This is a genomic window from Paenibacillus sp. Y930 (assembly GCF_056786375.1).
Genome location: NZ_JBXCIX010000002.1, coordinates 342,954 through 367,245, shown reverse-complemented (window position 1 = coordinate 367,245; position 24,292 = coordinate 342,954). Strand labels below are relative to the sequence as shown.

General features: G+C 40.9%; 20 protein-coding genes and 1 other annotated feature. Of the genes, 8 read left to right on the top strand and 12 right to left on the bottom strand.

The features are described from left to right. Positions 1-23: 23 nt before the first annotated feature. From AC1TO5_RS07105 to AC1TO5_RS07060, 10 genes are all read right to left on the bottom strand, one after another. Positions 24-2,519, bottom strand: coding sequence for a transglutaminase-like domain-containing protein (locus AC1TO5_RS07105; protein ID WP_482062105.1), 2,496 nt, complete (start codon positions 2,517-2,519; stop codon positions 24-26). Then, positions 2,506-3,930 carry a DUF58 domain-containing protein gene (locus AC1TO5_RS07100; protein WP_482062104.1) on the bottom strand — a complete coding sequence of 475 codons (1,425 nt, stop codon included), beginning with the start codon at positions 3,928-3,930 and terminating at the stop codon, positions 2,506-2,508. The genes AC1TO5_RS07105 and AC1TO5_RS07100 overlap by 14 nt, the downstream gene beginning before the upstream one ends. Continuing rightward, positions 3,927-4,979, bottom strand: coding sequence for an AAA family ATPase (locus AC1TO5_RS07095; RefSeq protein ID WP_482062103.1), 1,053 nt, complete (start codon positions 4,977-4,979; stop codon positions 3,927-3,929). Before AC1TO5_RS07095 ends, AC1TO5_RS07100 begins: the two co-directional genes overlap by 4 nt. Positions 4,980-5,297: 318 nt before the next feature. After that, complete coding sequence (locus AC1TO5_RS07090) at positions 5,298-6,362, bottom strand: polysaccharide deacetylase family protein (RefSeq protein ID WP_482062102.1); 1,065 nt, start codon at positions 6,360-6,362, stop codon at positions 5,298-5,300. A 613-nt stretch (positions 6,363-6,975) separates the two neighbouring features. Continuing rightward, complete coding sequence (gene bcp / locus AC1TO5_RS07085; protein ID WP_482062101.1) at positions 6,976-7,434, bottom strand: thioredoxin-dependent thiol peroxidase; 459 nt, start codon at positions 7,432-7,434, stop codon at positions 6,976-6,978. Between the two features lie 86 nt (positions 7,435-7,520). Further along, positions 7,521-9,041, bottom strand: a complete 1,521-nt coding sequence (gene asnB / locus AC1TO5_RS07080; RefSeq protein WP_482062100.1) for an asparagine synthase (glutamine-hydrolyzing) — start codon at positions 9,039-9,041, stop codon at positions 7,521-7,523. A gap of 37 nt (positions 9,042-9,078) precedes the next feature. Next, a complete protein-coding gene (locus AC1TO5_RS07075; RefSeq protein ID WP_482062099.1) occupies positions 9,079-9,432 on the bottom strand; it encodes a hypothetical protein in 354 nt (117 codons plus the stop codon). Positions 9,433-9,639: 207 nt separating this feature from the next. After that, entirely contained in the window at positions 9,640-10,434 is a 795-nt protein-coding gene (locus AC1TO5_RS07070) for an ABC transporter permease (RefSeq protein WP_482062098.1), read from the bottom strand. A gap of 3 nt (positions 10,435-10,437) precedes the next feature. After that, positions 10,438-11,232: an ABC transporter permease gene (locus AC1TO5_RS07065; protein WP_482062097.1), complete on the bottom strand. Its 795-nt coding sequence runs from the start codon at positions 11,230-11,232 to the stop codon at positions 10,438-10,440. Continuing rightward, the gene (locus tag AC1TO5_RS07060) at positions 11,229-12,257 is read right to left on the bottom strand and encodes an ABC transporter ATP-binding protein (RefSeq protein WP_482062096.1); all 1,029 of its coding nucleotides are present in this window, start codon (positions 12,255-12,257) and stop codon (positions 11,229-11,231) included. Before AC1TO5_RS07060 ends, AC1TO5_RS07065 begins: the two co-directional genes overlap by 4 nt. Positions 12,258-12,517: 260 nt before the next feature. Between AC1TO5_RS07060 and AC1TO5_RS07055 the strand changes: the two genes are divergently transcribed. The 5 genes from AC1TO5_RS07055 (at position 12,518) to AC1TO5_RS07035 (ending at position 19,700) form a co-directional block, all read left to right on the top strand. Then, positions 12,518-13,552 (top strand): LCP family protein, encoded by a 1,035-nt coding sequence (locus AC1TO5_RS07055; RefSeq protein WP_482062095.1) that lies wholly within the window; start codon positions 12,518-12,520, stop codon positions 13,550-13,552. Positions 13,553-13,804: 252 nt separating this feature from the next. Then, positions 13,805-15,115: a glutamate-1-semialdehyde 2,1-aminomutase gene (locus tag AC1TO5_RS07050; protein WP_482062094.1), complete on the top strand. Its 1,311-nt coding sequence runs from the start codon at positions 13,805-13,807 to the stop codon at positions 15,113-15,115. Between the two features lie 111 nt (positions 15,116-15,226). Then, positions 15,227-16,507: a class II aldolase/adducin family protein gene (locus AC1TO5_RS07045; RefSeq protein WP_482062093.1), complete on the top strand. Its 1,281-nt coding sequence runs from the start codon at positions 15,227-15,229 to the stop codon at positions 16,505-16,507. Positions 16,508-17,616: 1,109 nt separating this feature from the next. Beyond that, complete coding sequence (gene rsgA / locus AC1TO5_RS07040; protein WP_482062092.1) at positions 17,617-18,687, top strand: ribosome small subunit-dependent GTPase A; 1,071 nt, start codon at positions 17,617-17,619, stop codon at positions 18,685-18,687. Then, positions 18,684-19,700, top strand: a complete 1,017-nt coding sequence (locus AC1TO5_RS07035; protein WP_482062091.1) for an aminoglycoside phosphotransferase family protein — start codon at positions 18,684-18,686, stop codon at positions 19,698-19,700. The genes rsgA and AC1TO5_RS07035 overlap by 4 nt, the downstream gene beginning before the upstream one ends. Before the next feature lie 86 nt (positions 19,701-19,786). On the opposite strand, the gene AC1TO5_RS07030 is transcribed toward AC1TO5_RS07035, so the two are convergent. Continuing rightward, on the bottom strand, positions 19,787-20,299 hold the full coding sequence (locus AC1TO5_RS07030; protein WP_482062090.1) for a methylated-DNA--[protein]-cysteine S-methyltransferase: 513 nt from the start codon (positions 20,297-20,299) through the stop codon (positions 19,787-19,789). Between the two features lie 357 nt (positions 20,300-20,656). Between AC1TO5_RS07030 and AC1TO5_RS07025 the strand changes: the two genes are divergently transcribed. Beyond that, positions 20,657-20,869: a DNA alkylation repair protein gene (locus AC1TO5_RS07025; RefSeq protein ID WP_482062089.1), complete on the top strand. Its 213-nt coding sequence runs from the start codon at positions 20,657-20,659 to the stop codon at positions 20,867-20,869. Beyond that, on the top strand, positions 20,844-21,113 hold the full coding sequence (locus AC1TO5_RS07020; protein ID WP_482062088.1) for a DNA alkylation repair protein: 270 nt from the start codon (positions 20,844-20,846) through the stop codon (positions 21,111-21,113). The genes AC1TO5_RS07025 and AC1TO5_RS07020 overlap by 26 nt, the downstream gene beginning before the upstream one ends. 120 nt (positions 21,114-21,233) lie before the next feature. Here AC1TO5_RS07020 and argS read toward each other — a convergent pair whose 3' ends face one another. After that, a complete protein-coding gene (gene argS / locus AC1TO5_RS07015; protein WP_482062087.1) occupies positions 21,234-22,913 on the bottom strand; it encodes an arginine--tRNA ligase in 1,680 nt (559 codons plus the stop codon). Between the two features lie 41 nt (positions 22,914-22,954). Continuing rightward, positions 22,955-23,171, bottom strand: a binding site (T-box leader). Positions 23,172-23,401: 230 nt separating this feature from the next. On the opposite strand from argS, the gene AC1TO5_RS07010 reads away from it, so the two are divergent. Then, the gene (locus AC1TO5_RS07010; RefSeq protein ID WP_482062086.1) at positions 23,402-24,187 is read left to right on the top strand and encodes an SDR family oxidoreductase; all 786 of its coding nucleotides are present in this window, start codon (positions 23,402-23,404) and stop codon (positions 24,185-24,187) included. The last annotated feature ends 105 nt before the right edge of the window (positions 24,188-24,292 follow it).

The window sequence follows — 24,292 nt, the reverse complement described above, 5'->3', positions numbered from 1 at the left end:
AGAACCACCTCTTATAGAAATTGTCATTTTTTAGTAACCGACATCAATTGCGCTCCGTCAGATGCTTTTCCAACACTTTTCACATTGGAATAATGACCTCTGAACTTCCATCTAGCCAATGGATAGCTAGGTAACAGCGAAATTAATATGTGTCGTAGCTCCTGCGGTTCAGGCAACGCTTGCTGAGCCCGATTATTATACTGACCTTGTTCAAGCCAGTCTAACAATAACGTCAGCGCATGATCGTATTTAGTAGCATGGAGGCCAATTAATGCACCAATTCGAGTACGCCAAGTTGTCACTTGCAGGCGTTCATCGTGGTGGAGCCCCATCCGTAATTCTAATCTATACAATACAAAGTTAGCTGCTGCGAACAAGCTATGATGCACTTGTTCGATACTCATCTGCCGATTTTCTCTTGCTCTTTGCAGTTCACTGAGCTTTGCATGATTTCGTGATGGTAGTTGCCCATCGGATAAATGTGATTGTTGAATCAATTGACTGCTAGATCGCATGAGCGCATAAGCTTTCGCATATCGACGAAGATTGACTTTCAACTTTATTCTAGAGCGATTGAACCACAGAGTGACAAGTACAACGATAACTAACAAACTACTTAGGAAGCCAATTAACATCCCAGTGCTATTCAACGAATTTAGAAAAACGATTGAATTCGTAACCGTCTCATCCCATATTTGACTAAGGCGAGATATCGAAAGTACATCCTCATCCGAATCTGATGATGGTGTCGGATCGAATGGCACCCAGCCAACGGTTGGGAAATATACTTCCACCCACGCATGGGCATCGCTTTCGCGGACCTCATATAACGTTTCAACGACTCCCGCTTCGGTCGTTCGTTCATCAATGCCTTCACCCATTCCATATCCCTTTACCCAGCGTGCAGGGATCTGCTGCGTCCTAAGCATAATGACCATCGCCGTCGAGAAATGAACACAGTAACCTTCATGCTGCTCGAACAGAAACTGATCGACAAAGTCCTGATCTGCTGCAGGTATCGAACTATTCAATGTATACTTATAATTGTTCTTTAAGTAATCTTCAATCGCTTTTACTTGGTCATATCGATTCGTTAACCCACCACCAGAAACTTCAGCGGCTAGAGCAACGACACGAGCAGGAAGTTTTTCAGGCAATTGCAAATAACGTTCGAGAGTATCACCTTGCCATATCTGCTCTGCTCTATCGCCAGCTGTTTCTCGCAATATCGTCTCATCGGTAATCGGCAACTCAGTAATAATCGTATAGCTTTTAATGTTCGATTCGCTTGTTGGCGCATAGATCGAACTCGTCTCGTCACCTACAATATAATTTTGCAAATCCCGCTGAGGATTAACTGCATTCAAATCGATAACGACACCATTTATACCCGATTGCATAATTGGCATTCCAACTAAAGGCTCGACATATTCTAGCTCCTGCCTAATTCTTGAACCTACCCAGCCTTGTCTATGTTGCCAGCTTTGCAGTGCTTCCTCACTTTTCGTAGTGATGCTTTTCAGCGTTAACGTTTGAGCTTGATCAACCCAGCCTTGTCCGTTGTACTCAATCTTTGCTTCAGCTCGCCAATAACTCTCCGTAGACGACCAGCCGCGAAATACGATTGCTTTCGATGGCTTGATCGTTTGCCCGAGTACATCATCATTGAAGCTATAGCCTGATACACCAACACTTCCAGAACTGAAATTGGTACTATTCGTTTCTTTCAAAGGAACACCAGTAACTCCACTACTTAATGCAGACATATCTTCTACCAACGATCGCGAAAAGACATTGGCCCAAGCGATCGGTGCTACGTCTCGTTCCTTAGATTGACTCCACATAAATCCGCCACCAAGCATAATCACTGTTAGCAGCACTATACTTACCCACTGATGTGCTGTCATACCATGCCACACATGACTAATAACTAATTTTCGTCTTAGCTTTGGCATCGTTGTTAATGCCATTAATAATATACCTTCAGTTAATACTCTAAGTAGGGCATAGAACACATCAATCCCTAGTGAGCTATACAGTATCAATAAGTAGATTACCGTCGACGCCAGCAAAGAGAATGCAATTTGATGATACCAAATAAGTGATTGTAATGCTGGAGCTAACAGTATCCAGCCTACAAACAATAACAGCATTCGAATTTCATCGGACATATAAAAAATACCATATCGAAACATTTCCACGACATCTTTGCCTAGCTCCGGTACAAAATGTATAAGCCAATTCCAACTTGTTTGCTGATCGCCTTTATATAACAACATTAATACGATAACAGTGCACAATATCGCAGCAGTTATATGAGTCACAAGTCGCGCACGAAATAAGCTAACTGTAAGCATCGTACCAATGACGACTAGCAAAGCCCCTGGCTGCAGTAACTCCGTCCATTCACCAGCATGTAGCCATGGAATTAACCATTCCGCTAATAATCCTAGCAATAAAGCACTAGTAATTAATCGATATGAGAAGTACGATTCTGCTTCTCCTCTAGCTTGATGCATAATGTTCACTTCCTTCTACGACATGACTAATTGGCATTGGTAATGGCTGACTGTAGCGCCATACTAATTGGATACCTGCTTGCTCTAATGTTCGCTGTTGTTCCCGCATCGCATAGGTCATCACTCTATTGTTCGTAACAAAATGAATGTCTAGCTTACAACCCTTCCCTCTAGCAACCTCCGCTAATGCGTACCAGCTCTCTAATTCACGCCAGTCGCCTGTATATAGTGTAATATGACTTTGCTCAGGAATGAGAACTGCTAGCTGCTGTAATCGTTCGCGCATATGCTGTTGTACATCTGCCTTTGCCAGTGCAAGTAGACAACGTAATTCATAGCTATGCTGATCTGCAGCGTACTCAAAGCTCCAATCATCTGTAATGACAAAAACAGGCTGCTGTTCTCCTAGCTCAAGTATGTCCGCTATCGACCATTGCACCATGGATTCAAATAGTTGGTTCCGAAGATCATCTTGATAAGGAAGTGCATATTGATCCAATATGAAACAATGTTTCGGAGTATGAAGCTCTGCATCTTGTAATTTCGTATGCCAGCCTCTTCCCCTTGCAGCAGCCCGAATATCAATTGCCCGATAACTATCCCCATCGATATAAGGTCTTGTCTCATTTCCCGAGCCACTATTAGGAGATTGCCGCTTTGAATAATATGTACCTTGATCTTGAAGCTTCATAGACTGTACATTCGATTGGTCAGATTTGTTCTGGGAAGAAGCATCCTGCTTACGCTCAGTATTCCAATCGCCTATCCAACGACTACTATTATGGTTACCGACATAGCTTTCTAGTTGCGGCTTAATGATTGGTGGCAATACAGTAAATTGCTGCTGTTGCGTCTTTTTCACAGTAATAGACGTTAACCCTAACCAGTCTCCTATAATAATGTCCGTTGCTAATGCTTCATAGCTGCCTCTTGTTATTTGCTGTAGACGATAGTTCAAAATCATTTCGCCATGAAATAGCGGAGCAAAGCTAGCTCGATATTGGAGTAAGCCGGTATTTAATTGACTTTGATTACGATAACGTTCATGAATGACATACCACATTCCCGGAATACGAAGCATTCTACGAAGTCTCGTCTCAATGTGTAAATTGCCATCATGACTATATTGCTCTGAAATGATTCGATTGTAAGATAGCCTTCTCGCAGCAATCAGCGGAGTAAATCCACTATAAACAATAACTAAGCTTGTTACAGTTAATAGCAACCATTCCACTGCACCATTACGCCATATAACTGCGGCAAGTGCTGCTACAAACAAGATAAAAATACCGCACCATGCGCCGTATCTCGTCTTATACTTTGTCTTGAGCTGAATTTCAAGCGGAGCATTTCGTGCGATGGCAGAAGCTTCTTGATGCTGTAGATCATGCGGCTCGACCTCGTTATTCATCTTTTGCCCCTCCCTCTCCCCGCATTATCCATTTTCACCAATGGGGTATCCAGCATTAATTTGCTAATAAATTGTTCCTTGCTAGAGCTGTTATTGGCCCTGCCCTGTAACTCAATTCGATGTGATAGCACTGCCACTGCTTGTGCCAGTAAATCATCAGGCAAAATAAAACTTCGACCTTCGAAGTAGGCAGTTGCTTGTCCTGCTCGTAGCCAATCGCGTAATGCCCTTGGACTTAGTCCTAGCTTGCAATCAACACTTGTCCGCGTTGCATATGCGATATCGGTCATATACTCAATAAGTGATGGATGTACGTAAATATATTGAATTTCTTTCTGCATCTGCAACCACTCTACATCCGACATTACAGGGCGAAGCTTAGTCACTTGATATCTTGTACCTTCAGCGTATTGTGTAAGTAAGCTCATCTCATCCTGCTTGCTTGGATAACCTAGTGATAGCTGCATCATGAAACGATCTCGTTGTGCTTCGGGCAATCCATGCGTACCTTCATATTGCTGTGGGTTTTGCGTTGCGATAAATACGAACGGCTCTGGCAACGCATAGCTATGTCCTTCAATACTGACAGTACGATCCTCCAATGCCTCTAGTAACGCAGACTGTGTACGTGGAGAAGAACGATTGAGTTCATCTCCCAATACGATATTAGCCATAATCGGACCAGGTCGAAATACGAGACCACGATCTTCTCGATCAAGCACCATCCCTCCAACAATATCTGCTGGAAGAAGATCTGATGTAAACTGTATCCGATGAAATTGTCCACCTAACAATCTAGCAATTGAAGTTGCTAGCATTGTTTTACCTACACCTGGTACGTCCTCAAGTAGCAGATGCCCTCCAGCTAACATACATACGAGTACTTGCTTAACTTCCGCTTGCTTACCTAACAATATATCTTCTAACTTTACTTGCATCCGTTGTAATAATAGTTGCGGCTTAACCGCCCATTGGAAGTTAGATGATTGAATACCTATATCGACGCTATGCTGCTCCGCAGTTGATTGAGTAATTGATGATAATACCATTAATTAAACCTCCTAATTGCTGTAATCGATGCTGACGTTATTAGCAAGAACAACACATGCACTATGTACAGCATTCATATTCTAGTAGCTAGTATTTCCACTCTCTTAATCTTTTAATCATTACTATTTGAGCATCGAAAAAAGAGTAATACCGATTGGCATTACTCTTTTGGTCATCATATTTCGATTTTTGAACATTCCGAACTGATCTACTAAATTTAGTAGCTTCACCATTATTCGCTAGATGGCTATTTCTCAATATTTATCATAACTAGCCCTGTCATGCGAGCTAACTTCAAACTATAGCAACCTACTCATTTACTGGTTCATCAACTCGTTAACCTGTTGTATAAATTCAGTTTTCTCCTGCTCAGTAACAGCTGTACGCTTCCATCGAATGTTATCTGTAATTTTTGAAACCATTGGATCAGTTGTAGTAGTAATCATATCAAAACGGTAATTTTGTTCACGATAATAAGTAATAATTTCGGGTAATGCCGTTATTGTCGCCTCATGCGAATTACTATCATGCATAAGAACAATGACACGTTTCATTAGATTAGCTTCTTTAATGTTGTTAACTATCGCTTCTGCCGTAACATTACGTCCAGCAGAATCACCACTGTCAACATTCCAATCGAACATAATAAAGCCCGCTTCACTCATTGCCTCGTAGTAACTTGTATCAATATTGTAATAAGTTCCACCTGGCGCTCGAAGTAATCGTGTTTGTTCACCTGTCACTTCATATATCGCCTGCAACGTTTGGAGCACTTGATCTGAAAAATTTGTAAAATCATTATATAGTTCGTCGTACACATGATTGTATGAATGATTGCCAATGCTATGTCCTTCATCATTAATACGCTGCACGATTTCAGGATATCGTTCCACTTGTTGTCCAAGCACAAAAAATGTGGCGGGTATATCATTTTCAGCTAGTATATCTAGTACTTCATCTGTAAATTTACCTGGTCCATCATCAAATGTAAGATAAGCAACGCCTGCATATTCATGCTCATTCACATCCGTACTAGGCTGAAATGATGGCGGTACTTTAGGACCGTTGGTTTCTGCAGCTTGCTCATATGGCAGTGCCACGTTATGATCATCCCAACATGACTTTCCATACCGACCATAGAATGCCGAATCGATCGGAAGACCATTAAGCCCTTTACATTCGAAATTTGCCACTTTACCTTCGAAATTTGTCTCTTTATACTCGAAGCTTGCGTATTCAACCATCTTAAGCGGTTGTTGTATGTATAACATGCATAGACTTCTTGGCATTACTGCAGATGGTTCGCTCTGTCGTTGCACTTGATTGCTACAACAGGCAAGTATACTCAACAATAGTAGTAGCACTAATAATCGCCGCTTCATATCTCGCCTCATTTCTAGTGCATGATGATTCATTGTATGAATAGACTAGTCCGCTCATAACCGTAATTACTGTAAATTCGTACTTTTCAACATAAGCTACTCGTTAATCGGGGATCGCTCCGTGAACCATCCACTGTTCCGATCGGGAACCGCTCCAAGAACTAATCACTGTTCCGATCGCCGTTGTCCTCGGATTTTGGTGATGGTCATAGCGGTATAAATCCGAGGACAAAAACGACCGCTTTCGCTTCTCCACTAGTGATTAGTTCTCTCCGCTATGACATGTGGAGCTGGATATTAACAAAATTTCGGTTTCGTTCCATAGACTCTAATTTTATAGTCCGTGCGGCGACTTGGTTACTTTTCCCAACGCCAGTTGCAAACAAAGTTATCATTGTCCTTAAGCCGCCAAATATCGGACTGGTTGAAACAAAGTACATACAGTATAAAATAGAAAAAAGCGTTACCTCTGTCCAGTCAATGTGCTGACCAGACAGAAATAACGCTTAGCGTCATTAAATATACTATAGAGGTTGTTAAAAGTGGACTTTGATAACAATTGCGATGTATTGAGCTTAATCGCATATCATTAATGTTCTAAAATGATTTTCAATTAGCTACTGCGTACCGCCTCGAGCACAGCATCGGCATGCCCCTTCACTTTAACCTTTGACCATATATGAGAAATTATCCCTTGTTCATCAATCAATATGGTTGTGCGAACAATCCCCATATATTCTCTGCCATATAACTTCTTCAATTGCCATACATCATATAATTCACATACTTTATGATCTTCATCTGATAATAAAAGATACGGAAGTTCTTTCTTGCTTGTGAAATTCAAATGTGACTTTATTGTATCCATACTAATTCCTACTACAATAGTATTCAGTCCTTGTAGTTCAGCATAGCGATCACGCATATCACAAGCCTCTTGCGTGCATGCTGGCGTCATATTTTTCGGATAGAAGAATATGACTACCTTTTGACCACGACACACTTCTAATGACCACTCAGTACCATCAGAAGCGGGTAATGAGAAGGGTGGTGCCTGTCCACCAACTATCATACTCTTTTCACTCCTTTATGGGATGTTCAATTGAACTTTCATTTTTTTGGAATTTTGACGATGATTATCTACTTGTTCAATATAAGTTATTTATTAAGCTTTTTCGACTCTAAATTAGGCTGCTCAATATAAATTTGATGCCATAACATAAACATAAGAATCGTCCATAATTTTCGGCTATTATCCATTTTCCCTTCTTTGTGCAGCTCCAGCAATTGTAACACATAGGTTTTATTCAGCCATTGCTCTACATTAGCAGTATGTATCAGTTGTTTCGCCCAATCATACCATTCGTTTTTCAACCACACTCTAATCGGAACAGGAAATCCTAGTTTTTTTCTGGTATGCACGGTAGACGGAACAATATCCTTCATCGATTCACGAAATAACATTTTTGTAGCATTCGGTGTAACTTTATACTCCGTAGGTAGAGTAGCTGCAAATTTAAATACTTCAATATCGATATATGGTACTCGTAATTCAAGCGAGTTAGCCATCGACATTTTGTCCGCCTTCATTAGGATATTTCCTCTTAACCAAGTGTGAATATCAATATATTGCATCTGGGTTACTGGATCATATTGTGTTGCTTTCTCATAAAGAGGCGAAGTAATCGAGCTAGTTGGACTATACAAGCCTGCTTCCATCAACCTCTGTGATAACAATTTAGCTTTCTCAGCATCCCCAAAAATTTTAGCATTTCCAAAATAACGTTGTTCAAGTGGCTGAATTCCTCTTTCCAAGAAGCTTTTTCCTTTCATACCACCTGGCATCAATTCTGCTAGCTGACCGACCATTCGTTTCATATAGCTCGGCATATATTTAAAATGTCTCAGTGAGTGTGGCTCATGATAAATGTTATAGCCCCCAAAAAACTCATCAGCGCCCTCACCTGAGAAAACCATTTTTACGTGTTGGCTGGCTAATTTAGATACAAAGAAAAGTCCAACTAAGGAAGGGTCTGCGACAGGTTCATCCATATGCCATATCAAGGATGGTAGAATATCCATATATTCTTTTGCATTTACAGAAATCTCATGATGTTCTGTCCCTAAATACTTGGCTGTTGTTCGTGCCAAATCCAATTCGCTATAACCAGGAATGTCGAAGCCGACAGAAAATGTTTTGGTAGGTTCTAGCCGCTGTAACAATGCAGCTAATCCACTAGAGTCAATGCCTCCAGACAGAAAAGCACCCCGCCCGGTATCAGAATTTCGATGTAAGCGAACGGATTCAGTAATGACAGAACGTGCTTCGTCAACAAGATCAGGAAATGATCTTGTATTATCCGGATTAAATTGCACATCAAAAAAAGGAGATATCGTAATAGAGTCAATCGTCATAATCATCGTGTGACCCGCTTTAAGCTTGTAGATAGACTTAAACATAGTAGCCGGTTCAGGAACGTACTGAAACGTTAAATAATGATAAAATGCATGTTCATCTACTTCTCGAACCAATTTACTAGAAGCTAGTAAAGATTTGATCTCTGATCCGATCATATAACCTGTTGGTGTTTCCGTGTAATATAAAGGTTTTATACCAAATTGGTCGCGTGCAGAGAACATCAGTTGATGTCGTTTATCCCAAATCGTAAATGCAAACATCCCCCGTAAATATGTCGGGCACTCTGTTCCTACTTCCTCATATAGTCGGGCACTCTGTTCCTACTTCCTCATATAAATGTAATAAAACCTCAGTATCAGATCTTGTATGAAACAAATGCCCTCGTTCAATCAGCCATGACTTTAGCTCTAAATAGTTATATATTTCACCATTAAAAACCAAACAAATATTGTCACATTGATTTACAAGCGGTTGTGCTCCGTTTTCTATGTCGAGCATACTTAAGCGTCTAAAACCTAGTCCTACATGATTATCTATGTACATACCTTCGTCATCAGGACCACGATGTGTAATAATATTCGTCATCTGGTTAAGCATATCTGTATCTACAGCTATGTTATTTTTATTGAAGATGGATACGAATCCACACAATTTGCATTTCCCCTTTATTAACTTCAGATCATTATTCTTCCTTCGAAAAGAGTGCAATTTAGTCGTTAGTATAACATATTAAACGTTCATTATGTGTAAAAAGTTACATTTATTACATCTTTTTCCCCTCATTTACACATAAAAAAAATGCCCTACACCAAAGCCTAATAGGCAATGATATAGGAACATTTTCGTCTGCTTTAATATTTACGATCCCGCTCCACGATAGCGCTTCACGCCAATATTCCAGACAGTTAATCCTATCCCGAATACAATTGCCCCCATAAGTGGCGTTAGCATCGCTAGCTGCGCGATATTATCTTCTTTCGGCGCTAAGAAATATGAGGCTGGAATAACGCCAACGAAGGCGAATGGTAGCATCCAAGTTAATACAAAACGAATCATTTTATTGTAAATGTTAATGGGATAACGCCCATAATTTTGGATATTGTAAATTAATGGAACGATACCCGTTGGAGCATCTGTAAAGAACGATATCGCACTTAAACCAGTATATATCCCGCCATAAATAAATACTGCTCCGATTATAAATACCAGAAGTACAAAGAGATCGGTCCAATGCAGTACTAGACCAAGATCGTTCCAGCATACTGCCATAATAATCGCACCTACGAAAGAGCCTACTAAGGACGGAGGATCGACATTTTCAAGCAGTACCTGGAATAGACTATGAGCTGGTCTTGTCAACACGCGATCCATCTCACCTTTTACAATATAACGCTCACTAAAATTCCAAATACTGAAGAACGAGCTGAAAATGCCATATGGAATCATGAAGAAGCCATAGACGAAAATAACCTCCGCCTGACTCCAACCGCCAAGTAATGGCGTATGTTGAAAGACTACAAGAATGAATACAAGATTCATTCCTTGCTGTAGCAAATCGGAAAACACTTCAACCCAGAAATCTGCTCGATAGGTTAGACGTGTTTTTACATAGTTTTTCAAATATTCAAGCATTAACGTCATGTAGCGCAACATGTCCTAACCCCCTTGCACGAATAGCCGTTGCCTTGCAGCACGCCACATGAATAAAATTGGTATCATAAGAATCGTCAACCAAGTCAATTGAATTAGAAAAACTTGACCAGCTTCCGAAAGCGGTGTTCGCCCGGTAAATATAGCACTTGGCAAATACGTAATCGCTTGAAACGGTAGCCACGCCATAATACGAGCTAATGATTCTGGGAAAAAGGCGATCGGAATAATAACACCAGAGAACAAGTCAACCATTACTCGCTTCATTCGCATTAGTCCTTCATTATTTTCCACAAAAAATGCGAACAGACCTGTCATAATATTAATTTGCGAATTAATTAAGAAACTAAATAAAAGCATTCCGAGATAAGTTGCCCATACTGTCAGATCAGTAGGCAGCTTCACTGGGAATATAAGACAGACAATAGCTAGCCCAGGTATCATAAACAGCATAAAGCGGAATAACCCTTCACCGAAGCCCTGCATTAGCTTAACAACAAGATAGTTATAAGGACGTATCATCTGAATCGCTACACTACCGTCACGTATTTCGCTCGCAATATCGCGGTCTAGATTATTAAAGTAAAATGCTCTAGCCATCCAGGAGATCGCCAAGTAAGTCGTCATTTGCTCGATAGAGAAGCCCGCTAATGTTTCCTGTGAACCATAAATTGCTTTCCATAGAAAATAATAAGCGCCTATATTAATGGCGTATATTACGATGCCGCTATAATAGTTAACCCGATATGCAAGCATCATTAAGAAACGCATTCGGATAAAATCAATATATACTCTCATCATGACAAGACTGGCTCCTTCGTTGCCACTTCTGCCGAGCCCGTCTGATAAATGCCTCGTACAATATCATCCGTATTCGTCTCAAAAATTTTGATGTCACGAATATGCGCTCCACCGACTACAAGCCCCATCGCATCGGAGAAACTTACTTCATTCGGAACAAACAGCTTAGCAGAATATTCATTTTCTCTCGTCCAAGATACTGCAAGACTTTTAGTTAATGCTTGTAGTTGAGAAACGCTCATCGCTTCAGCAAATTGGAATTGAATTTCTCTCCCCTTACTCCATGTCGTCTTCAATTGTTGGAGTCCACCGTCATAAATAATTGCTCCATCATCAAGCATAATAACTCTAGAGCATAATGCTTCAATATCTTGAAGATCATGGGTAGTTAATAATATCGTCGTACCTTCTTCACGGTTCATCTCTAATAGGAAATCTCGGATTTCTGTCTTTACTACAATATCTAACCCAATCGTAGGTTCATCCAGAAATACGATCGAAGGATTATGAAGCAAAGAGGCTACAATTTCACAGCGCATCCGTTGACCTAGACTTAGCTTACGTACAGGGCGATTCAGTAGCTCACCCAGCTGTAGTCTTTCTACAAGATTGTTCAATCGTCTATTAAAATCTGCTTGCGGTACATTGTATACTTTCCTTAGTAATTGAAATGATTCAATAACACCAATATCCCACCATAATTGAGAGCGTTGACCGAATACAACACCGATTCCATTTACAAATTTTTCACGTTCACGATACGGAACATAGCCATTGACAACTAACTCCCCTGATGTTGGTACAAGAATACCCGTTAACATTTTGATCGTCGTCGATTTTCCGGCTCCGTTCTCACCAATATAACCACAGATTTCACCTTGAGGTATTTGGAATGTAATATCTTTAACCGCTGTTACCTCTTGATATTGGCGTTTGAATAAGTCTTTCATAGCACCAGATAGTCCTTCACGGTTTTTTTGCACTTTAAATTGTTTGCGTAAATCTTTTACATCTATCGCTAGCATAAGACACTGATGACTCCTTTCTAATCGTCATTTCCTGGGAAATAGGGGCGATTTTACGAAAAACTTGCAACTACTTGTCTACAAGCTTTATAATTTGATGATATGTAATCATACAAAACTTCTAGCAGCTCGTAAATGTATTATTGCGTGAATATTATTTATTAACTTGTTAATAAACTTATATAACTAGCATACCATGAAGTTTTAACTGATGCATGACTACTACTTTATGCTCTAACTGAAAGGAGACCAAACACGCGATGCGTACACGGTCAAAGCCAAAAACTAAAACTAAAAGGTCAAAACGGTTAATTACATCTATCGTCATTATTCTTGTTCTTATTATTGGGGCATCTGTTTATTGGGGGGCTGGCGTATTAGGTTCGGCTGGTAGTTTCAAGAAGGATCCTGGAGAATCTATTTTTAACAAAAAAGATCCCGATATCGTTGTCGAAATTCCTACATGGGAAGGCAAGGAACGCGTCAATATTTTATTACTCGGTGGAGATGCACGTGAAGCTGAAGACAATGAACTTGCTCGTTCAGATTCCATGATCGTTGCTTCCATAGATCCCGTAACGAAACAAGCTAATCTATTCAGCATCCTTCGTGATACTTGGACAGATATTGAAGGATACGGCGAAGGTCGTATTAATACAGCGATCACACTCGGTGGCGCACCACTTGCCATGAAAACGATAGGTGATCTACTCGGACTTGAGATTCAATATTTTGTGTATACAGATTTTGAAGGATTTAAAGCTTTAGTAGATTCTATCGGCGGTGTGAACTTCACAGTCGAAAAAAACATGAAATATAAGGATAACGCCGATAAAAACCGGTATGATATCGACCTTAAAGCAGGTTATCAATTACTAGATGGCGATAAAGCGTTACAATATGTTCGATTCCGTCACGATGCGATGAGTGACTATACTCGCACAGAACGTCAACGTAACTTTATTATGACCGTTGCCAAAGAAATGCAGACCACTTGGAATATTATTAATATGAAGAAAATATTAGATAGTGTATCCCCATATATCGATACTAATATGACTGTTTCTGATATGTTAAAATTAGGTCAAACAGGTATTGGTCTCAAAATGGGCGATACTGCACAAATCCCTCCTTTCGATTATTTACGCGAAGTAAATAGAGGGGGCGCGGAAGTATTAAGCTACACGAGCAAGGACGATATTCACAACTATGTACAAGAAGTCGTTACGCCTAAGCCAGACGCTACCGATGAGCCTAGCGATGGTACAGAGGCAACAACTTCAACAACGAAATAGTTTAGCTTTCTATTTCATTGATTATGGAATAGTCAGGCGAAAACTGCTCATATGGAATGTACAAAACATGGGAACGCAGCCTGCGTTCCCATGTTTTGTTGTATAATGAAGCTAAGAAAAACTTAAGACTATGCTTCCGTCGTATTTTTCATCACAATGAAGCTATGAAAAATTTAAGATTACGCTTCCGATGTATTTTTCATCACAATGAAGCTATACCTAGAAGCTATGAAAAATTGGAGGACTAAACAGATGTCACGACAAAGAAAAACTTCAGAAGCACTTTATGAACAAGCGTTACAACATATCGTTGGTGGGGTGAATTCCCCTTCTCGTTCCTATAAAGCAGTTGGTGGTGGTGCACCTGTATTTATGAAAAAAGCTGAAGGGGCTTATTTCTGGGATGTAGATAACAACAAATACTTAGATTATTTAGCTGCCTACGGTCCAATTATTACTGGACATGCTCATCCACATATTACCGAGGCGATTGTTACGGCCGCTCAAAATGGCACACTATACGGTACACCTACAGAATTAGAAATTACATTAGCGAAAATGCTTAAAGACGCTATTCCATCGATGGACAAGGTTCGTTTCGTAAACTCAGGTACAGAAGCTGTGATGTCAACGATTCGTGTTGCTCGTGCTTACACAAACCGCAATAAAATCATTAAATTCGCTGGCTGCTACCATGGACATTCTGATCTCGTATTAGTTGCAGCGGGCTCAGGCCCCGCTACTTTAGGCATTCCAGATAGTGCTGGTATTCCAACAAGTATCGCGCAAGAGGTTATTACTGTTCCTTATAATGATGTTGCAGCACTACAAGCAGCACTACAGCGTTGGGGCTCAGAAACTGCCGCAGTTATGATTGAACCCATTGTCGGTAACTTCGGTATGGTCATGCCTAAGGAAGGATATCTCGAAGCCGTTTGTAAGCTTTCTAGAGAGGCTGGCGCACTTGTTATTTACGATGAGGTTATTAGTGCCTTCCGCTTCCACTATGGCTCCACTCAGACATACTCAGCCTTCCCGGATCATCAAGCGATCGAACCGGATCTTACAGCATTAGGGAAAATTATTGGTGGCGGTCTACCAATTGGCGCTTATGGTGGTCGCCGTGAAATTATGGAAAAGGTAGCTCCATTAGGCCCAGCCTACCAAGCAGGCACAATGGCCGGTAATCCCGCTTCAATTTCTGCAGGTATCGCCTGTCTTGAAGTTCTTCAGGAAGCTGGTATTTACGATCGTATGGATCGACTTACTAGCAAGTTAAAGGATGGATTACTAGCAGCCGCTGAAGCAAACGGCATTCCGTTAACAGTGAATCAAATCGTCGGCTCATTATCTACTCACTTCTGTAATCATGAAGTAACTAATTATGACGAAGCACTCGATACAGATGGCGAACTATTTGGTCGTTTCTTCAAAGGTATGCTTGACGAAGGTATTAATCTAGCTCCGTCGAAATATGAAGCATGGTTTATGACGATAGCTCATACTGAGGCTGATATCGATTTTACAATTGAAGCTGCACATAAAGTAATGAAAAACTTATAGGATATTTGTTACAGCTTAACTAAATTAATTTCAGTACAATGTAAACATACTTATTTCAATATTACATCTATGAATAAAAATAACTAACTTAATTGAGAAGGAGCAAATTGTATGAATATTAATTATCTTCACCCTTCTGATCAAATCGTAATGATGATGGAACGTATTTATGGCTATGGAATGACAACAACTTCAGGTGGAAATCTATCTGTTGTCGATGAGAATGGCGATATGTGGATTACACCAGCAAGTATTGATAAAGGTGAATTAACAAGACAGGATATTGTGTGCGTGAAGGCTGATGGTACGATCGTCGGCAAGCATCGCCCGTCTAGTGAATATCCGTTTCACAAATTAATTTACACAAAACGTCCTGATCTGAAAGCAGTTGTTCATGCGCATCCCCCTGCACTTATTGCTTTTAGTATCGTTAGAAAAATCCCAAATGTAAAGTTGCTGCCACATGACTATCGTGTATGTGGAACGGTTGGTATGGCAGAATATGGACTTCCTGGTAGTATGGATCTTGGCAACAAAATCGCTGATGTTTTTGCAAGTGGTATTAATACGGTTATGCTTGAAAATCATGGTGTTGTTGTTGCGGGCAATGATCTATTCGAAGCTTTCCAACGATTTGAAACGTTGGAATATTGCGCAAGATTAGAAATTAATGCGCGACGTATCGGTACACCTTCTGAGCTTGTTTCAACTGTCGATATCGTTGCACATGAGTCAGAACTTGAGGAATTCACACCAACTACGATTACGAGTGAGGAACGCGAAGCGCGTCGCGAAATGTGTAAATTAATTCATCGCTCCTACGAGCAGCAGTTATTTACAAGTACACAAGGTACATTCTCGCAACGTTTAGCTGACGGTTCAATCATTACAACACCGTTCAATATGGATCGCAAATATCTTCAACCTGCTGACCTAGTTCGTATTAAAGACGGTAAACGTGAAGCTGGTAAAACACCAAGTCGCTCGATTAAGCTTCAGCAGGCTATCTATGATGCACAGCCACATATCAAATCTATTATTTTGGCACATCCGCCAAATATTATGGCTTTTGCGATTACGGAAGAAGTATTTGATTCTCGGATGATTCCTGAAAGTTATATTTTGCTACGTGATATTCCGAAAGTTCCTCATGATGATTTGTATACCCGCGAGGAAGAAACAGCCAAGTTATTTACATCGCAGACACCGATAGTTATCGGTCAAAACTGCTGTGCTGTCGTTACAGGATCTAGTCTATTAAGTGCATTTGATCGATTAGAAGTAGCAGAATACAGTGCAATGGCTGTTATTGCTGCCAAAGCAATAGGCACTATTATTAATATGGAGCCTGCTCGTATCGATGAGATCGATGTAGCGTTCAAGTTGAAATAATAGTTAAGCAATTTAATATAATGTTAGACATTTTAGGCTCAACCTCATAATAAGTGCTTAACTGCTTAAATTTGTATACGTAAGCGGACATCAGGTACGTTATGGGCATGATTGATCATTTTTCAGATAGCTTTGGCCCCTTGGTACTCGTGTATATAACAAAGCCAAAAGTAGCCTTAATGTGCGCTGGATGGGGCTACTGCGGCGTTCGCTGCTGAGCTCAGTACAAACCAAACCCATTAGTAATACTAGTGGACTCACAGGACCTTATTTCTGCGTTCTCCGCTCATTTCGAGTTTACGCGGACTCACAGGATCTTAAACACTCGTTTGCTAGTGAATGTTCAGTATTAAACTATCAATAGGGTCCTGTGAGTCCTCTTACATCCTAAAGTGGTGGTTTTTAGCTAATTAGCGTCCTGTGTGTCCGCTCGTTTGTGCTTCATTCCCCACTTGATTACCATCCGCACACAATGAAGATCATTTTTGCGCTTCATTCTCTACTTGCGGCGTAGCAATACCAAAAGTAGCGTCAAAGTGCGTGAAATGGAGCTACTTCGGCACATCCGTATGTCCATTCATATTTCGTCAAGCGCTGGTTTTGAGCCACATTTTATTGGATAAATTAAGATTGGATAGAGATTTCAGAATACATCTGAATCTCTATCCTTCTTTCGTTTCGTGAGCTTGGTGGCGAAATCTGGGTAAATAGGCTTTTGCGAGCTCTTTATCAATGGCACACTTCGATAGAGCAGACCGACATAATCTGTGCTGTCCGGCGTTGTTTTTTTGTTAAAATATGTTATTATATAGACAGCTTAGAGATAAGCAAGTTCTTGACACGAAGGGAGATGTTTTTAATGGCAACTACTTATATGGTGGTTTGGTCTTAAAACTGAATAGCAGGCATATGCGAAAAAAGCGGGAAAACCCCCGTATTATTTGCTATGCCATCCGAAGTAACCTTTCGTGAATATTGCTGTTTGCAGGATACGATGAAGGTCGTATCTTTTTGCGTCCTGATGCCGCGCGACAGCAGCTTCTTTTAGAGGCTGCTTGTCCGTGGCATTTTTGCGTCCAAAAAACAATATTAAAGGAGCTAAAAAAACTATGGATTTGAAAACCTATGGCTACACAGAAATAGAAGCAATTCCCAACGGATTATTACCTGGCAGGGTGACGGAGCTTCGGCGTGAGCGCTTCACAGTCATGACCGAGCGCGGCGAAGTAACGGCGGTGCTCAAAGGCACGTTCTATCACAGCACGGAAACACGAGAAGACTTTCCGTGTATCGGTGATTTTGTCTCGTTGTACCATAACAAGAGCGGAGATTCTCTCATCGTTACGTTACTGCCCCGCCGATCCAAGTTCTCACGCGCAGATTACTCAGGGCATGCCGCAGGCTATGCCAAAACCGTGCTGGAACAGGTCGTCGCAACCAACTTTGACTATGTGTTTATCCTTTCTTCTCTGAATTGGGATTTTAACGTTACCCGCATCATGCGGTACCTAACACAAGCCAGGCAGAGCGGCGGTCAGCCGGTCGTCATTCTGACCAAGGCTGATCTCGTTGAAGATTATAATCTCTCACTCGCAGATGTCACACAAAGCATCACTGATGTACCAATTCACGCGATCTGCAGTCATACAGGCCAGGGGCTGAACGAACTCGCTCCCTACTTGATACCTAGTAAAACAGTTGTTTTTCTCGGTATGTCCGGCGTCGGTAAATCATCTCTGCTCAATGCGTTGATAGAACAGGACGTAATGAAGGTTCAGCCGATCCGTGAGATGGATAGTCGAGGGCGGCATACGACAACGCACCGTCAGCTGTTCATGCTCCCCTCCGGTGCGATGGTCATCGATACACCGGGTATGCGTGAGCTTGGGCTTTTCGATGCTGGCGAAGGCATACAAGCAGGCTTTACCGATGTGGAGGAATGGTTCCCGCAATGCCGATTTACGGATTGCCGCCATCAAGCCGAACCGGGCTGTGCCATTCTCGCCGCGCTTGCCGAGGGTTCGTTGTCGCGTGAACGGTGGGAGCATTATGTTGCTCAGCAGTATGAGAACAAGTATGTCCAGGATAAAACGAGCTACCTTATCGACAAGAGGGCTAGAAACAAAACAACCGCCATGTGGAGCAAGCAAACGAAGAAAAACGGAGGATGGAAAATATGAATATTAAATTCCAAACGCTGATCTATGCCTTAAGCCAACTGTTCAAGAAAGATATCATCTCGGCCGACATCCAAACCATGCCGTTACAGGGTGGAACTGTGGGGAATGTGAATTTGGTAACAGGGATCGCCGAAACCGCGAATGGCGAAAAATTTCCGTACCGTATCGTGTTGAAGATCCAGAAGAAATGGGACCGTTACGGTGATCCAGATTCATGGCGCCGGGAATATGATCTATATGCTTCTGATTTGGGAGCGACGTTCTCCGATACCTTCCGTTGGCCGACATGTTATTACGCTGAGATGAATGCCGAAGAAAATGAATTCCAGCTGTGGCTGGAATATATCGATGGCGTAACCGGTTTAGACTTGACCGGTGAAATGTATGAACAGGCAGCGCTGGAGTTAGGACGCTATCAAGGCAAGCTGTATGCGGAGCAGCCCGCCGCGCTGCAGAGCCTGACCAACCTTAGCCATGCGGATCTCATGAAGAATACGTATCTGCATTACCGGTCATGGCCGGTCGTCTACGATTATATACGCTCGGAGGACTGCGAATTCCCGCAGCACTTGCGGCAAATGCTCATCGACATTGATGAGCACGCAGACGAGATACTCGCCCGCATTGAAAAATTGCCCCTCGTGCTATGCCACCGGGACTTCTGGGTGACTAACCTGATCTATGCCGAAGGGAAAATCGCGCTCATCGACTGGGATACATGCGGATGGGGCTACCTCGGCGAGGATCTCGCAAGCCTTATTGCGGATGAAGCGGATACCGATCACATGGTTGAATATTACCAGCGATGTGTCCCCGCGTATTACAAAGGCTTTTCGGAGTATGTGGATGTAACCCCTATCGCTGATCATTGCATCTACGAGCTGATCCTTCTTGTATTCGGGTACAGACTTGTGGAGTGGTATCTCCACACAGAGGACGATGACGAGAAGACGAAGCATGTCCTTACGCTCCAAAAAATATATGAAATGAAGACCAGCCCTACGCAGGGTTGACTTTTAAAAAAACTCCGAAAACCTTTGAGTGCTGAGGATTTTCGGAGTTCTTTCATTTTTTGCTTTTAGGCTTCAATGCATTCTACTCAGCGACACGCTTGCTCCAACTCCAATAGCTCCTGCTTCATCTGAAATCCACCACGAAAGCCTGTTAATTGGCCATTTGAGCCGATTACGCGATGACAAGGAACTGCAATAAGTACCGGATTTTTCCCAATTGCTGTACCTACTGCTCTTGCCGCCGTTGGCTTCCCCAATTGATTGGCAATATGCTGATAACTAACCGTCTGACCGTATGGAATATGTTGTAACTCTTTCCATACTCGTTGTTGAAAATCAGTCCCTCGCAAATCAAACGACAATAAAAATTGTCTAATTTCACCCTTCCAATAAGCTTGTAGCTGAGCAATATATGGAGCTATTTGTTCATCATTCTCGATAAGTTCAGATTGCTTTGCATAAACATTACTCCAATCTTTTAGATCATTCCATTCTCCATTAGGTGAACCAATATAACAGAGCCCTAGTTCAGTTGCTGCAATTACGTATCTATTGTCATTCTGTTGTAACATCGACCAATATATAAATTCAGCTATCATTATTTCACTCCATCTTTTTGTATATTCCCACACTTATTTCTCCAATATTGTAACAGCCTCATCCCCATAACTGAAGACCTTCTTCCCATTACTACTGTGGGATATCGATACCGTCTTGCTTACATCGTTTGCAAGGCCGGATAACCTTGCAATAGTACAAATTCAACATCATAATATATCGTAAGATTCATTATTCGTAATAATTGCTTGCATGTTCATTCGATGCTATTGTATCCATAATCAGTCGCTCACATCGATTTCATTATAACTCAATTCAACTTAAGTGAATCATCTTAACGCTCTAATCGCAATATTTCGAATTTGTTTAACATACACATAGTAGAGGAGATTTGAACGATGGACTTCACAAATTTATTAATAGAAATAGAGAATAGTGCCGATGCTGAGAAAGCAGTGAAAATGAGTGCTTATATGCGGGATCAATTTCCTTTTCTAGGCATACCAATGCCAAAGCGAAAAGCATTACATAAATCCTACTTTCAACAAGCGAGAAAAGAAAACTGTATCGATTGGGCATTTGTTAATGATTGCATGGAGTACCGACGATAACTTTTGGCTTAAAAGAATTGCCATAGATCATCAGCTATCGCGCAAAGAAAAAACTAACACTGACTTGCTCGAATTAATTATAATGAACAACTTTGGTCAAACCGAATTTTTTATCAATAAAGCAATCGGCTGGAGCTTACGTGACTATAGTAAAACAAACCCAGGATGGGTGCGAGCATTTGTTGGGAAATATCGGGAGCAGCTTGCCCCGCTAAGTATTCGAGAAGCTAGTAAATATCTGTAGCATATATAAATCATTACATTACTCCGTTATCTATTAGATGGCGAATATATTTATCTAGCTTCACAAAAAAGGAGATACCGCGATAGCAAGCCGTATCTCCTAAATGAATTCATATCGCTGTTACATCTTATTGGGTGTTGAAATTCCGAGCAATCGTAATGATTCTTTCAGTACTACTGCTACACAATGAACAAAAGCTAACTTCATTTGCTTCTGTTCATCATCAATTAATACTTTCGTATGTGCGTAATACTTATTGAACGCACGCGCTAAGCTAATAGCAAATTTCGCAATTTGTGAAGGATCTGCTATTTGGAAAGCCTTTTGCACCGTCATTGGGAATTGTTCTAACATAACAATAATTGGCCAAGCGTATTCTCCTAAAGCTGTAAATTCTAACGATTGTTCTTCGTAATTCCCCTTTTCAACAATAGATGAAATACGCGCATAGGTATATTGGACGTATGGACCTGTCTCCCCTTCAAAATTCATCATTTGTTCGAGCGAGAAATCAATATCGTTCATTCTATCATTTTTCAAATCATTAAATATAACTGCTCCGACTCCAACTTGCTTAGCAACTAATTCCTTGTGCTCTAAATTCGGATTTTTCGCTTCGATATTTTGCATTGCTGTATCAACCGCTTCTGCTAATACATCAGCGAGTAAAACAACCTTCCCTTTCCGAGTAGACATTTTCTTGCCATCTTTTAGCATCATACCAAACGGAACATGTTGCAACTCATTCGCCCACTCATATCCCATTTTGTTAAGGACATTAAACAATTGCTTGAAATGAAGCGACTGCTCATTCCCTACAACATAAAAAGTTTTCACGGCGTCATACTCATTGTGACGATAAACTGCTGCCGCTAAATCGCGCGTAGCATACAGTGTCGCTCCATCCGTCTTCGTAATTAGACATGGAGGCATTTGATCTTCCATTTCCACTACATACGCACCATCTGATAATGTAAGAAGGTTTTTCTCGTGTAACTCTGCGACAATCGGTTTCATTTTGTCATTATAGAAGGCTTCACCAGTATAGGAATCGAACGTTATCCCTAATATTTGATAGATAGTCTCAAACTCAGTTAGTGAAGCGTCACGGAACCATTTCCACAGGACAAGCGCTTCACTATCACCGTCCTCTAGTAATTTAAAGGCAGCACGCGCTTGCTCGTTCAACGATTCATCAGTTTCCGCCATATCATGGAATTTCACATAAATCTTCAATAGCTCTTGAATTGGAGCTGCCTCAATTGCCTCTTTATTTCCCCATAGTCGATAAGCAACGATCAGTTTACCGAATTGTGTACCCCAATCTCCTAAATGATTAATTCTAACTGCCTCGTATCCATTTTTCTCAGCAATATTAGCGAGCGCATGCCCGATTACTGTTGATCTTAAGTGTCCCATCGAGAATGGCTTGGCAATATTGGGAGAAGAGTAATCAATAACTACATTTTCTTGTCTAGATAAACTAGAACCATATTGACACTTCTGTGCCATGATCGTATGTAATACATGATTAGTAAGCTTCTCTTGATTGAGGAAAACATTAACGTATCCCCCCACCACAATCACTTCTTGAATCCATTCATCCTGCAAATTTCGTGCTAATTCCGCTGCAATTTGTGGTGGAGCTTTTCTAAGCTTTTTCGCCAATGTAAAACATGGAAAAGCGATATCTCCATGGTCTGGATTTTTTGGTCTCTCAAGTAACTTTTCAATTTCATCGCTACATAATTCATTGTTTAATGCTTGGGCAATAACTAATGCCAATTGTTCATAGATCATCTACTTTTCTCCTCTCAAATTAAAAAAGCCCCCGTCTCTAAATAAGAGACGAGAGCATAGCTTCCCGTGGTACCACTCTAGTTGCCACTAAATATGGCCGCTTTCCATTGATAACGAGGTGACTCCCCGATTTTCCCTACTCATTGTTCAAGAAATATCTCCAAAGTGCGGTTCATTCATTAGTCGTGTATTAGGCTTTCACCATCCCTAATTCGCTATCTTGTTCTAATGAATTACTCTCTTTATCACTGATTTTAATTATTCGATTTTAATGTATATTACCTATTCATATCATAAAAGTCAACTCGATGGCCTAAGTTAAATATGATTCTAATGAATTCAGTTTATTTTATTGTTTAATCTCATTCTATATGTGGGTATTTATCTCGTAATTGGTCATCTTAATAGTAATGCTTGCAAAGTAACACATCATGATCGCAAATATTTTTGTCTATTAGCAACTATGAATAGTTCAGGAGGTATACTCAATGAATCAGCAACAACTGCAAGGAAAAGTTGCATTAATTACAGGTGCTGCATCAGGTATCGGACATGCAACAGCGTTACTGATGGCAAAGGAAGGGGCAAAAATTGTATTAGTTGATCTTAATAATGAGCGTTCCGAAAAAACAGTTAATCACATTGAACAATCAGGAGGCACATGCTTATTTATTGATACAGATGTTGCCAATCCCGAACGTGTAGAGAATGCTGTCAATCAAGCGATAGAAGCCTTCGGTCAGTTAGATATCATATTTGCAAATGCAGGGATTAACGGTACTGTAGCGCCTATTGAAGATATTACAGCAGATCAATGGGATGAAACATTAACTACTAACCTTAAAAGCACGTTTCTTACCGTCAAATATGCGATTCCACATATGAAAAATAATGGTGGCAGTATTATTGTTACAAGTTCGATTAATGGTAGTCGCAAATTTTCTAGCTTTGGTATGTCCGCATATAGTAGTTCCAAAGCAGGACAGGTTGCTTTTGCAAAGATGGCAGCACTGGAACTTGCTCGCTACAAAATTAGAGTAAATGTTATCTGTCCAGGAGCGATTGCAACGAATATTGGAGAAAACACGTTCCGCCAGCCAGAAGTTAGTGAAATTGAAATCCCCGTTACCTATCCTGAAGGTAAACAGCCACTTGAGCACGGTCCGGGTAGTGCTGAGCAAGTCGCTAATTTGGTACTATTTCTAGCATCCACTCAATCAAGTCATGTGACGGGGAGTGAGGTCTTTATCGACGGTGCAGAAACTCTCCTCTAAAGAGGTAGTTCAAAAAATGGACTTTGATAACGATGGGTATGCTTAGAAGGTTATTCGACATCGAATATGAAGCGAACTTGGAAATTATAGCATAAGCTTCCGATG